The 13122-nt window shown below is 59.2% G+C and carries 8 protein-coding genes and 3 pseudogenes; 9 read left to right on the top strand and 2 right to left on the bottom strand.

Annotated elements, in window-relative coordinates; all coding sequences use genetic code 11:
- The 7 genes and pseudogenes from NKJ81_RS31590 to NKJ81_RS31560 all read left to right on the top strand — a co-directional run.
- On the top strand, positions 1-785 hold a 785-nt coding region (locus tag NKJ81_RS31590), incomplete at its 5' end, for an MmgE/PrpD family protein (protein ID WP_502904363.1).
- A gap of 248 nt (positions 786-1033) precedes the next feature.
- Positions 1034-1603: a transporter substrate-binding domain-containing protein gene (locus NKJ81_RS31585; RefSeq protein WP_352542865.1), complete on the top strand. Its 570-nt coding sequence runs from the start codon at positions 1034-1036 to the stop codon at positions 1601-1603.
- A 214-nt stretch (positions 1604-1817) separates the two neighbouring features.
- Positions 1818-2244: pseudogene (locus NKJ81_RS31580) on the top strand (amino acid ABC transporter ATP-binding protein); the annotation flags it as partial.
- Positions 2245-2452: 208 nt separating this feature from the next.
- On the top strand, positions 2453-4930 hold the full coding sequence (locus NKJ81_RS31575) for an FAD-dependent oxidoreductase (protein ID WP_352542864.1): 2478 nt from the start codon (positions 2453-2455) through the stop codon (positions 4928-4930).
- Positions 4923-6215: an aspartate aminotransferase family protein gene (locus NKJ81_RS31570; RefSeq protein ID WP_352542863.1), complete on the top strand. Its 1293-nt coding sequence runs from the start codon at positions 4923-4925 to the stop codon at positions 6213-6215. The genes NKJ81_RS31575 and NKJ81_RS31570 overlap by 8 nt, the downstream gene beginning before the upstream one ends.
- Before the next feature lie 146 nt (positions 6216-6361).
- The gene (locus NKJ81_RS31565; RefSeq protein WP_352542862.1) at positions 6362-7111 is read left to right on the top strand and encodes an electron transfer flavoprotein subunit beta/FixA family protein; all 750 of its coding nucleotides are present in this window, start codon (positions 6362-6364) and stop codon (positions 7109-7111) included.
- A gap of 21 nt (positions 7112-7132) precedes the next feature.
- Positions 7133-8062, top strand: a complete 930-nt coding sequence (locus tag NKJ81_RS31560) for an electron transfer flavoprotein subunit alpha/FixB family protein (RefSeq protein WP_352542861.1) — start codon at positions 7133-7135, stop codon at positions 8060-8062.
- Positions 8063-8694: 632 nt separating this feature from the next.
- Here NKJ81_RS31560 and NKJ81_RS31555 read toward each other — a convergent pair.
- Both NKJ81_RS31555 and NKJ81_RS31550 read right to left on the bottom strand, forming a co-directional pair.
- A pseudogene (locus NKJ81_RS31555) lies at positions 8695-9350 on the bottom strand (IS110 family transposase); the annotation flags it as partial.
- Positions 9351-9492: 142 nt separating this feature from the next.
- Positions 9493-10571 (bottom strand): annotated as a pseudogene (locus NKJ81_RS31550) (amidase); the annotation flags it as partial.
- Between the two features lie 584 nt (positions 10572-11155).
- Between NKJ81_RS31550 and NKJ81_RS31545 the strand changes: the two are divergent.
- Together NKJ81_RS31545 and NKJ81_RS31540 are read left to right on the top strand one after the other, a co-directional pair.
- Positions 11156-12253, top strand: a complete 1098-nt coding sequence (locus tag NKJ81_RS31545; RefSeq protein WP_352542860.1) for a DUF2817 domain-containing protein — start codon at positions 11156-11158, stop codon at positions 12251-12253.
- Positions 12254-12538: 285 nt separating this feature from the next.
- Entirely contained in the window at positions 12539-13063 is a 525-nt protein-coding gene (locus NKJ81_RS31540; RefSeq protein WP_352542859.1) for an IS4/Tn5 family transposase DNA-binding protein, read from the top strand.
- The last annotated feature ends 59 nt before the right edge of the window (positions 13064-13122 follow it).

The raw sequence follows: 13122 nt of genomic DNA, 5'->3' as shown, positions 1-13122 counted from the left end.
TATCTGCGGGGCTTCAGCATCAGTTCGGAACAGACATGAAGGTTGCCCACGTTGGGTTAGCTGCCAGGGGCGGAGTATTTGCGGCTCAGTACGCGAGGGCTGGAGCCGTGGCGGCTTCCGGGCTTCTTTGGGAAGGCCCGATGGGATTCCTAGCGAATTTTGGCACGCCGACGTCTCCGGGAACTCGCGCCGTGCTTGCGAAGAGAACCATAGGGCAGGGGGTCGTGGACCATCCGATCGTGCGAAAGTCTTGGCCAAGCTGCTCCTATACCCAAAGGCCGATCGAGGCAGCTATCGCGCTGCGCGAGAACCACCAGATCGATCCCGCATCGATTGCTTCGATAGCGATCTACAGTCCGGCACCCTTCGTGCGAGTTGTGTCGATCGCCGAACCCACGACATCCGCGGGGGCGCGGTTCTCGGTTCGGTATTGCGTCGCAAGAGCAATGTTGTGTGGCGCGTTGACCCCTGCTGATTTCGAACCGGCAGCGCTGAGCGAGCCGGACACTCGGGCCCTGATGCGGAAAGTGTCGATCGTACCGGAACAAGTCCCGGATGACATCCAAGATCTATCACCAGAAGCTCCCGACCGGGTTGTCGTTACATTGCAATCAGGGCAGCGCCTCGAAAAAGCCGTGGCTTATGTGCGCGGAGGGCCCAACAATCCGATGACGGATGCCGATCTGACACGAAAGGCCAAAGCTTGCGATGCTCCTTCCGAGCTGGTCGGTCTTTTGGCCGAAGGTGCTTTGTCCATTCCAATCAGGTCGACGGCCATCTTTTAAGGCTACCGCAGGGGCGCCCAAAACGAGACTTCTGGTCCTGCGCTCCGTCCGGTCAACGTCGTCTCATCCTCACTGGGATGTCCGAGCAATTCTCCGAATCCGAATTGGTACAGAAACGTTTGTACGACAGGTTACCTGCGGGAAAACAATCGTTCTCTAGCCGTCGGTCGGTTCAACGGTTGTGATGGCCAGCGATGGCGAACCCCATCCCCAAGAAGAAAAGGCGGTTAAGCTCAGGGGACTGAAACATGGCCAGACGCAGCATGTTATGGGCGATGGGCGCCACGGCCGCCGCCTCGCTCATCGTCAAGGGCGCCAAGGCCGAGGAGGTCACCTCGACCTTGGATGCAACACAAAAGCGCGGCCATTTGCTGGCTGGTGCGCGATATGATTATCCGTCGGGCAGCTTCGCTGATGCGCAGGGTGTCGTGCAGGGCTACGGGCCAGATCTGGCGAGAGAGTTCGCCAAGCATCTGGGTGTCGAATGCAAGTTCGTTCAGACGACGTCCCAAACGCGTATTCCGCTCTTGCTTAACGGACAGATCGACGCGGAATTCGGCCCCACCACGAACTCCAAGGTTCGAGAGGAAGTACTTCTCCCTGATCTGGAATACCGAGCAGGCGGTCATACTTGTCCGGAAGGGGAACCGACGGACCATAAAGCTTACGCCGGCACCGAGAAGACGATCGGCGCGACGCAGGGCGCGGTCTATATCGGCTACTGGAAGCGACCAATGCGGATGCCAAGTTCAAGCTCTTCCAACAGTATCCGGAACTGCTGCTGGCCGTTGCCCAAGGGCAAGTGGATTGGGCACTGATCGACTCACTACAGGCGTAGTTGATGATCGAAAAAATGCCCGGGCGACGCTCGAGGTTGGCGAACCTTTCTACAGCGACTCCAGCGCCATTATGGTTCGGCAGAACCCTTTGGCGGTGGCGCGCGTATTTGGTTCGCCTCTCGCCAGGGTTCCGGCGGTTTTCCTGATCGAGATAGTTCGCCCAACGCCCGAGTTGATGGTGATATTTTGGGTACTGGTGCCCCGCCTGGTGCGTGGGACCGCCAAGAGAGAGGCAGAGGAGCGCGCTCACGCGTTGCTCAAACGCGTTAGCATAGCCGACCAGGCCCGCGAGTTCCCGGGCCGCCTTTCTGGCGGACAACGGCAGCGCCTCGCGATTGCCCGCTCGCCATGGACCCAAAGGTTATGCTTTTCGACGAGCCGACATCCGCCCTTGATCCGGAGATGATATCAGAAGTGCTGGATGTCATTGGCGAGCTCGCACAGGCGGGCATGACCATGGTTGTCGTGACGCATGAAATGGGATTCGCTCGCAGGGTCGCCGATCGCATCGTTTTCTTGGATTAAGGGCGAATAGTTGAAGAAGCTTCGCCGGAGCAATTTCTCACCGCACCGACGGACGGCGGGCAAAGGACTTCCTGTCGAAGATTCTTTCCCACTAAGGTTAGCAGAAACAGCCGCGGCGTGCTCACGCTCGGCCGCATCGGCTATGCCGCCGACATTCTTTAAGTCCCACTGGTAGGCTGCCCGGAAGGCTGCTCGCGCAAGCCTGGCCGCATGGTCGCGCGATGGTACAAACTTTTGATTAGTCATTGACAAACGTACATCTGTCCTATAGATGTTGAGACCATTCGATTAGGGGAACTGACAATGAGCGTATCTCATGCGCGCGTGGTAATTATCGGTGGCGGGGTCATGGGCTGTGGGTTGGCCTACCACCTGGCGCACGAGGGTTGGACAGACGTAGTTCTCCTGGAGAAAGCCGAGTTGACGTCGGGGTCTACCTGGCATGCAGCAGGCCAGATTACGCATTCGACTTCGAGTTTCTCCTTAGGCAAATGCGTTGGCTACAATATCGATCTCTACTCCAAGGTACTGGAGAAAGAGACCGGCCAGTCGGTGACTTGGCATGGCTGCGGGTCGTTCCGGCTCGCCTACACGGACGATGAGCTCGATTGGCTTCGTCAAACCCTGAGCGTTGGCAAGGCTCTTGGGTTCACCATGGAATTGGTGGGACCACAGCGCATAAGGGAGCTGCATCCATTCTACAATCTCGAAGGCGTCCAAGCCGCGCTCTACACGCCCGATGATGGGCATGTGGATCCCTCCGGCGCTACATTCGCCTTGGCTCAGGGCGCGAGACAACTTGGTGCCAAAATCATTCGCCAGTGCCGCGCCACGGACATCAAGCGAGAGCCGAACGGCGAATGGAGGGTCTTCACGGAGCGGGGCGAGATCGTTTGCGAACACGTTGTCAATGCTGGCGGCACCTATGCCCGCCAGGTTGGGAAGTGGATGGGTCTCGACGTGCCGACCACGTCGATGACTCACCACTACCTGATCACGGATACCGTGCCGGAATTCATATCCCTGGAACGGGAGCTGCCCGTCATCAGAGACGATAGGCTTGTTTCCGGTTACATCCGAATGGAGCAGAAGTCCGGCCTCATCGGCATTTACGAGAAGGCCAATCCGAATGCGGTTTGGATCGACGAATGTCCTTGGGAGGCGGAACACGAACTTTTCGAGCCGCATTATGACCGGATTATGCCATGGCTAGAGAACGCCATGGGCCGTATGCCTGTGCTTTCCCAGCTTGGCATCAAACGAGCCGTTCACGGGGCGATTTCGCATCCGCCGGACGGCAACCCGCTGATCGGGCCAGCACCGGGGCTCAGGAATTTTTGGCTGAACTGCGGTTGCCAGATCGGTATCGGTTGGGGCCCCGGCCTGACGCGTGAACTGGCTCGCTGGATGGTTCACGGTGCGTCGGACATCAACATGCGCGACTACGATCCGCGGCGCTTCGGCCGGTTCGCCGACCAGGAATATCAGATCACAAAGGCGAAAGAGGACTACCTCCTCCGCCACGAGGTTCCGTTCCCTCACCTCAACAGACATGCCGGCAGGCCAGTCAAGCCTAGCGCACTCTATGAACGCCTCAAAAGTCGGGGTGCTGTGTTTGAAGAAGTCTACGGATGGGAACGTCCGCGCTGGTTTGCGCGCGACGGTGTCGAGCAACGAGACTACTATTCCTTCCGCAGGCCCGCTTGGTTTCCTCTTGTCCAGCAAGAGGTCAACAGCGTGCGCGAGTGCGCCGGCGTGATGGACATATCCGCCTTCACCAAGGTTCAAGTCTCTGGACCGGGAGCGGCCAATTTCATCGATAGGCTCATCCCGAACAGGCTGCCGTCGAAGCCCGGTCGCATTGCGTTGACTCACCTGTTGAACGAGAACGGTCGCATCGAGTTGGAAACGACCATTGTTCGCCTCGCCGACGATCGCTTCTATTTCACCTGCGCGGCGTTCTTCGAGCAACGCTTGCTGGACTATCTGAGGTTCGCTCGCACTGATCACGACGATGTAACGATCACCAATCTGTCTGATGCTTGGGGAGCCTTGGTTCTCAATGGGCCTCGCTCCCGCGATATCCTGGCCCCGAACACAAGCGCTGCCTTGACCAACGAGGCGTTCCCCTGGCTTACGGCCCAGGAAATCGAGGTCGCAGGGGAGAAGGTATGGGCCTTCCGGATGTCCTACGCGGGCGAGGTGGGTTGGGAGTTCCATGGAACAAAAGAGAGCATCCCGGCTGTCTACGATGCATTGCATGAGATTGGCGATGCCATGGGGCTGATCGACTACGGCTCTTTCGCGATGAACGTCATGCGATTGGAGAAGATGTTCAAGGGGGCTGGCGAACTTACCAACGAGGTCACTTTGACGGAAGCCGATGTCATGCGCTTCGTCAAGACCGATAAGGCTGAGTTCAGGGGCAAGCAGGCCACACTGGCTGCCCTCAAGAAGGGCCCGCTGTGGATCTGCGCCTATCTGCAGATCGAGCCCGACGGGGTGTCGGATGGAAATGGCGGCGAAGCCGTGCTGATGGGAGACCGTCAAGTTGGATCGATAACCTCGATCGCCTACTCGCCGTCCGTCGGCAAGATTCTCGCCTTTGCCTACGTGTCGCCTGATGTCGCGAGCCCGGGAACAAAGGTGGATGTCACGATCATGGGTGAAATCCGGAAGGCGGAGGTGCTGGGCGAGCCGGCTTTCGATCCCGACAATGTTCGCCCCCGCGCCGATGCAGGCGCAGACAGCCAGAGGACGAGGGTGGCGGCCAATGCTTGACAATTCAATTGCGCAGCCGGCGCAGAAGCAGTGGCTCGAGAGGGCGAAAGGTGTGCTGCCCGGCGGTGGATTCGGTAATTTCGACCCGTCGATCGTCATTCGCGAAGGTCATGGCGCTCGCGTCTGGGATGAGGACGGGAAGGAATACGTCGACTACCTCATTGGCTCGGGACCGATGATCCTGGGACACGACAATGAAGAGGTCGTTGAGGCAATTCGAGAGCAGGCCGGAAAAGGACTGACGTTTTTCGCCAGCAACAGGCACGGTATAGAGCTTGCCGAAGCGATATGCCAAGCCGTGCCGTGTGCGGAAAAACTGCGATTTGTTTCGAGTGGTGGCGAAGCAGACATGTACGCCATGCGCCTTGCCCGCGCGCATACTGGTCGGGACTTCATTCTGAAATTCGAAGGCGGCTATCATGGCATGTCTTCGGATGCCCTGATCAGTGTCTTCCCCGACAGGCTTGAGAATTATCCGAATGGCGTTCCTGACTCGGCGGGAATACCCGAACCAGTCCGTGAAGGCATCTACGTCGCGCCGTTCAACGATCCAGAATTCATTCGGCAGTTCCTCGATGAACATGGCGAGAGAATAGCTGGCGTGATCGTTGAACCGCTTCAGCGCTTGATTCCTCCGGAGCCAGGATTTCTCGAGTTGCTGCGCCAAGAAACCTCCAAGCACGGAATTGTGCTCATCTTCGACGAGGTAGTTACCGGATTCCGGTTGGCCTACGGCGGGGCGCAAGAAAAGTATGGCGTCGTGCCGGATCTGTGTACCGTCGGCAAAGTCGTAGGCGGCGGCCTTCCGCTTGCCGCAGTGGCGGGCCAAGCGGACATCATGGCTCATTTCGACAAGAGCGTTGTCGGGAGAGATCGCTTTACCCTGCAGATCGGGACCCTGAGCGGCAATCCGCTTGCTGCCGTCGCTGGCCTGAAGACGCTCGAAATCCTTCGCCGTCCGGACAGCTATGACCGGCTTCGCAAAAATGGGGAGGCCATCATGGGCTTCCTCAGGGATGCTCTCGATCAAACAGGAGTCGATTATCAAATCGTCGGCGATCCTGTCCTTTTCGATGCTGTATTCACCAAGCGTTCGGTGAAGTCCTACAGAGATGTTCTCAAGGCAGACAATAGTTTGGCAGGCAGGTTTAATGCTCGGCTCCGTCAGCATGGAATCTTCAAATCGCCAGGCAAGATTTATCCCTGCCTTGCTCTCTCAAGCGGCGATCTCGCTTGGACGCAGAACGCGATAGTGGCGGCCGCCAAGCAACTGTCCGCCGAATAAGCAGTGCCACGCGATGAAACCGCGATTCGACAATTGTCGTCGTGCCAGATTGCGTTGCGCGCTGAGAAATGTAGCTGGCTTCCTGGCGATCTCGCTATTTCTCCCGGGTTCAAGTTCTCCTGGATCGATTAAAGGAAAAGACTTCAATGAAGATCCTTGTGCCCGTGAAGCGGGTTGTAGATGCGAATGTGAAGGTTCGCGTGAAAGCTGATGGTTCGGCAGTGGAACTGGCCAACGTCAAGATGGCGATGAACCCGTTCGACGAGATCGCGGTCGAAGAGGCTCTCCGTCTGAAGGAAGCCGGCAAGGCGGACGAGATCATCGTCGTTTCGATCGGCCCGCAGCAGGCACAGGAAACCCTGCGCACCGCGCTCGCCATGGGCGCCGACCGCGCCATCCTGGTCAAGACCGACGAGCAGACTGAGCCGCTGGGCGTCGCCAAGGTGCTGAAGGGCGTCGTCGAGGCAGAACAGCCCGGCCTTGTCATTCTCGGCAAGCAGGCGATCGACGACGATTCCAACCAGACCGGCCAGATGCTGGCGGCCCTACTGGGCTGGGCGCAGGGCACCTTCGCCTCCAAGATCGTGCTCGACGGCGACAAGGCCAAGGTGACGCGCGAGGTCGACGGCGGCCTGCAGACGCTGGAACTGAAGATGCCGGCGATCGTCACCGCCGACCTTCGCCTCAACCAGCCGCGCTATGCCTCGCTGCCCAACATCATGAAGGCCAAGAAGAAGCCGCTCGACGAGAAGAGCCCGGCCGACTACGGCGCCGACGTCAAGCCGCGGCTGAAGGTCATCAAGACCGAGGAGCCGAGCGGCCGCAAGGCAGGCGTCAAGGTCAAGAGCGTCGCCGAGCTGGTCGACAAGCTCAAGAACGAAGCCGGCGTTTTGTAAGCGATCGGGAAAGGAACAAAAATGGCTATTCTTCTGATTGCAGAACACGACAACGCTACCCTTTCCGACCAGACCGCCAAGGCGCTTTCCGCTGCACTGCAGATCGGCTCGGACGTGCATGTGCTGGTTGCCGGCAAGGGCGCCAAGCCGGCTGCAGATGCCGCTGCCAAGCTTAAAGGCGTAAGCAAGGTGCTGCTGGCCGAAGCCGACGAACTGGCCGAACGCCTCGCCGAACCGACCGCGGCCCTCGTTGTGTCGCTGGCGGGCGCCTACGACACCATCATCGCGCCGGCGACCTCGTCGGGCAAGAATGTCGCGCCGCGCGTGGCTGCCCTGCTCGACGTCGCGCAGGTATCCGAGATCATCGAAGTCCTATCGCCCGACACCTTCAAGCGCCCGATCTATGCCGGCAACGCCATCCAGACGGTGCAGTCGACCGACGCCAAGAAGGTCATCACGGTGCGCACCGCATCATTTCCCGTCGCCTCCCAAGGCAATGCGGCTGCCGTCGAGATTATCTCGGCGGCAGCCGATCCCGGTGTATCGTCCTTTATCGAGAACAAGCTGTCCGAGACCGGCCGTCCGGAGCTCACCTCAGCCAGAATTGTCATCTCGGGCGGCCGCGCGCTCGGTTCCTCCGAGAAGTTCCAGGAAGTCATCCTGCCGGTCGCCGACAAGCTCGGTGCCGCCGTCGGCGCCAGCCGTGCCGCAGTCGACGCCGGCTATGCGCCGAACGACTGGCAGGTAGGCCAGACCGGCAAGGTGGTTGCGCCCGACCTCTACATCGCCGTCGGCATCTCGGGCGCCATCCAGCACCTCGCCGGCATGAAGGATTCCAAGGTCATCGTCGCCATCAACAAGGACGAGGAAGCCCCCATCTTTCAGGTCGCCGATTACGGCCTCGTCGGCGATCTTTTCGTCATCCTGCCGGAGCTGGCATCGCAACTGTAGCAGATCTTGCCAGCACCTAAGATGGCGCACTTCAGTGCCCGAGACGGCCTGTCTATGCGGGGTCCAGCGCGGGAGTGCGTTGAACCGGCTCGCCCGCTTAATAGCGCCGATCCGTTGCTCGGCGTTAGCTTCCGGTCTTCGCAGCCAGCCCCTCTAAGCGGAGCCTGATCGACGCCGCGCGCGCCGCGGTAGTCGACATCCTCGAGTGCCACCTGGACGTTCAAAAAAAGTCCGCACATGCACTGGAGCAAGATCGTCCAGACATCCTGAAGCGCCGCCGCGCCTGGTTCGATGGCCAACTCGATCTCGATCCTGTCCGCGACGCGATCGAGCAGGCCGGCGCGACACTCAGCTTACTGCCGCCATACAGCCCCGACTTCAACCCGTGTATGGATGGCTCCTGCGGGTCAAGGGCACATCGGATCGGTTTTGGTGAACAGGTCGGTTGCGGCCATGTATACGGTTCTGAATGTGCAGCGGGATCGCTGCGCGCCCTGATGAATGTCCGCTTGGAGAACAGGTCCTACTCAATCGAACGCGCTCGAGGCGCTTCGGATTGATCGGGGTGTCCTGGTTCTTCGTCTCCGTTCGTCCGCCATCACCCCACTTTGCCCTGACATTCCTTGAGCCGATCAGGCGGCAGTAGCCTGCCGCTCGTAACGTGTGCCGTCCCGAAGGACGGCGAAGATGGTTCTTGCCATACTATGTGCCAAGGCAATGGCGACGACTTTCGTCTTTTCCGGGAGATCCGGCCGACTTTCTGCTTGCCGCCGGTGGAGTGCGGTTTGGGTGTAAGGCCGAGCCAGGCGGCATAGTCCCCAGCGGAACCAAAGTTGCTGACATCAGGCGTCGTCGCCTCGATGATTGTCGCCGAAAGCATGCCGACACCGGGGATCGTGACTAGCCGCTGGCTTGTCTCACTTTGCTCGTGGATCTCTTCGATCTCGCCGGCCAACCGCTCGATCCGTTTGTTCGTCTCCGCAAGTTGATCGAACAACAGACTCAGTGGCAGATGGGTGGCTGGCTTGCGGCAGACGATCCAGTTGCTCCCTCAGTCGATCGACGTAGTACCCTTCGCCGCTACGACACCGAACTCGGCCGCGTGAGCTCGGATCGCGTTGCAGATCTGCGTGCGCTGACGAACCAGAAAATCTCGCGTGCGATGTAGAATGAGGACCGATGAACACACTTCGCTCTTGACGGCGACAAACCGCATCGAAGGGCGAGTAGCGGCTTCGCAGGTATTCGAAGCTTCGATTACGGAACATTGCTCGAATTTCAGAATTGGAACATGTGAGGTGATCGTCAGCTGTTCCCTGCTCGAACCTTTGGCGGTCGCTCCAGGGTCTGGCATCGCGTGCGACACGGATCAGTGTGGCCTCGTCGCCAAAGCGGCCAACGATCTGAATACCGACCGGCAGCCCGCTGGCGCTTTGGGCCAAAGGCAAGGACACCGAAGGTTGTCCGGTCACATTGAATAGCCAGCATACTGACAAATCGCCGTATCCCGCTTCCACGTATTCGTCTGCAGAGACCGCAGGATTCGTGGCAGAATAGATGCCGCCATGCGGCATTGTCGGGATCAGCAAAATGTCGAAGGCATGGATCGCCTCGCCCACGCGGAAACGCATTCTCCGGAGTGCCTCTTGTACGTCCGCCGCTAGGGAAAGAGGCAAATCTCGGCAAAACTCATACCGTTTTAGGTTGGCCGGCTCCAAGGTGTTCGCGGTGATGGTACGCCCCATGGCCCGCGCCGCTTTTTCGAGCCCACTCGCGGTCGTCTTGTCAAGATATAGGCTGCAGTACTCGACGGGCTGATATGGCGGGTCGATGTCTTGCACCGTGTGCCCCATCTTCTGCAGAAGCGTTGCCGTCGACTCGACAGCGCGCAGCACTTCCGGATCAAGATTGACCGCGTCCCAACTCGTTCTCGCGACCCCGACCCACAAACGATCGGTAGGCTGTAGGAGTTCGTCCACATAAGGACGGTTCGGCTGGACGATGATAAACGGATCGCCGGGATGGGGAACGGAAAAGACGTCCAGCGCCGCGGCCATGTCGCGGACAGTTCGACACAGAATAAACTCGCGGGTGAGACCATACGAACGGTCTTGATTGTTGGGACCGCCTGAAACACGTCCCCTGGACGGATTAAGTCCGACGAGGCCGCACCATGACGCGGGGATGCGAATTGACCCGCCGCCATCGCTGCCGTGGGCAATAGGTGTGATGCCTGCGGCCACTGCCGCTGCCGCTCCCCCGGAGGAGCCTCCCGCGGAGCGTTCCAGATCCCATGGATTGAGGTGACGCCACTGAGAATGGACTCGGTCATTACGGAAGAGCCAAGCTCGGGAGTTGTTGTCCTTCCCATAGTCCGAAGCCCGGCCTCTCGAGCGCGACGAAAAAAATAGCTGTCGGTATTGGACCGGCAGCCTTTGAACAGTCGGCTTCCTTTTTCCTGGAGGCGGCCAGCTTCGCAGGCACCGATATCCTTGCGAAAGAAAGGCACGCCATGGAAGAGCCCTGCGTCCGCGCCGGCAACTGTCTCAGCATCTTCGTAGAATTCGATCAGAGCGTTGATCCGCCGGTTGACCTAGTCGTGTGGCTCGCGGGCTATCCGCAACGGCGAGCGGACCGCTTCTTCAAAGTCGTCGATCTGGTCAACAGGCTCGAGAACCAGACCCGAATGGCCCATCCTATTCAAGCCTAAACTGCCTCTTTTTCGCGCCACTCAATTCCAGCAGAAGTACGGGTCTTTGTTGCGGTCACAGGGCCGGCGATTCCCCACAACAAGTCAGGGCCGCTCTGAGTTTATCTCAAAACGAGATAGCGTCGATCCGCAAACTGAATTTGACGTCGATCTCCGCGACCGATCATAGTTCGGATGCACGTTCTTCGCAGTATCTAGAAAAGGTTCTTAGCCTGTCGGTTCGCCGTTGACTTTCGGCACGACAGGATAGTGATGAATAGTCAGTCGCCGCAAGAATTGGCCCCGGCATTCGACATGAAAATGAAGGTAGCTATCGACCGTACTATCGACCCATGGGTGCCTCAGTTGGTGCTGCAGAATGATCAGCAGGGAGATTGAACACAATGAACCTTGACAGCGCAAAGGAGCTAGCCTCCGTCGTCTTTTCTGACAATTATTTCGAAGCGAGGCTGAAATTCCTGGCGGCAGCGCCGACGTCGCGAGCATACCCATGCAGGACAGACGGACCCTCTGGTGAGGCTCTCTACACGGACGCAGCATATTTCGGCCCGGCAGACGCCAAGAAACTCTTGGTGCTGGTTTCCGGCACGCACGGGCCAGAAGGTTACATCGGTTCCGCGGCGCAACTTCTATTCTTGCAAGCCAAATTTCACGAGCGTCTCCCACCCTCCACGGCGGTGCTCTTCGTCCACGCGCTGAATTGCTACGGTTTTGCCTGGGATCGCCGAGTTACCGCGGAGGGAGTTGACCTCAACCGGAATTTTGTCGACTTTTCCAAACCGCTCCCGTCGAATCCTGGGTACGAGGAGTTGGCTGAGCATTTTGTTCCCGCGGACATTTCCGAGGAGGGATTGAAGCGCGCTGAGGCTGCGTTCGCGGCATATCAAGCGCGACACGGCGAATTGAAACTTCGGGAGGCGCGAGGATCAGGGCAGTACACCCATCCGGGCGGCTTGTTCTACGGCGGAACCGAGCCTACCGAAGCCAGGCGAACTCTCGAGGAAATAACGAAGGAATTCAACGTAGTTGCCCGCGATGAGGTTATCATCGTAGATTACCACACCGGCCTCGGCCCTTACGGCTATGGAGAACTGCAATGCGAGCAGTCGGCGGGACTAAGCGGCTATGAGCGAGCCGTCAGCATCTTTGGCCCGTCCGTAACGTCGCCCGAAGTAGGGAATTCTTCCGCAGAAATCATACCTGGGACCCAAGACGCATTTTGGGAGCGTATCTTGGGGAGCCGGCACACCTACATTGCTCTTGAATTTGGAACTTACAAACTAAATACGGCGGTGCTGCGCGACGACCATTGGTTGTTCATGTATCGGCCAGAAGAGGCTGATTCCGAGCGGGGCCGACAGATTCGGCAGGTTGCCAAATTGCACTACTATCCGCAGGGGTCAGACTGGAAGGAGATGATCGCTTGGAGATCGCACCAGGTGCATCGACAGGCAATCGAGGCGCTTGCATCAGGAGAATAATTTCCCGAGCCTGTCCGGCGTCAGTGCCAATTGAGACAATCTCGGCTTAACGGATAGAGGGCCACAGAAACCAAGGGCCGAGGCCGGAAGAATTTGTCTTGCGGCTTGACCGGCTGGCGAACCAGTCGCTGGCGTGCTGGGACGTCCCGCCCGATACCCACGCCAGACCGATCAACCGTACGCCTCCGGCGAGGCTTTCGATTACCCACATCGTCGGCGGGCCTATTGCCGCGTATGAGTCTGCTGTGATTCTGTCCGTGACGCCGAATCACGGAGGCGTCACGGATGCGAGACAAGACCAGCAGCGAAGCCGCTTGGCAGGAAGAGCTTTGCGCGGCGGCCCTTCCCGACAAGCGCCTGGTCCGCCGCCTGCAGCGGTTGCTGGATCAGCTGTCAGCAGCGCCGGGCAAGCCGATCCCGGCGGCCTGTGGCGACTGGGCAGCGGCGAAGGCGGCCTACCGCTTCTTTGACAACCCGCGTGTGACCGAACACAGCGTTCTCGCCGGCCATTTCGCCGCGACTGCGGCGCGCGTTGCGGCGAACGAAGGTCCGATCCTTATCCTGCAGGACACGACCGAATTTATCTACAGCCGCGCGCAGCCGGGCAAAATCGGCTTCACCAAGACCATCAACGCCGGGCGCTACAAGGCTGGGCAGCCCAACGTGCTGACCTTGTGCGGGGTGCTGATGCATTCGAGCTTGGCCGTCACCCTCACCGGCACGCCCCTCGGTCTGACGGCAGTGAAGTTCTGGACCCGAACGAAATTCAGTAAGCGCCAAGCTGACCCCATCTGGCGCGGCTTGAGGTGATGAGCGAGACATACTGACACTGAAGCAAGGAGCCGAGGAGCTTGCAGTGTCAATTTCTA

The sequence above is a fragment of the Mesorhizobium sp. M0018 genome (assembly GCF_040323955.1).
Taxonomy (GTDB): Bacteria; Pseudomonadota; Alphaproteobacteria; order Rhizobiales; family Rhizobiaceae; genus Mesorhizobium.
This window is presented reverse-complemented; position numbering and strand designations above follow the sequence as displayed.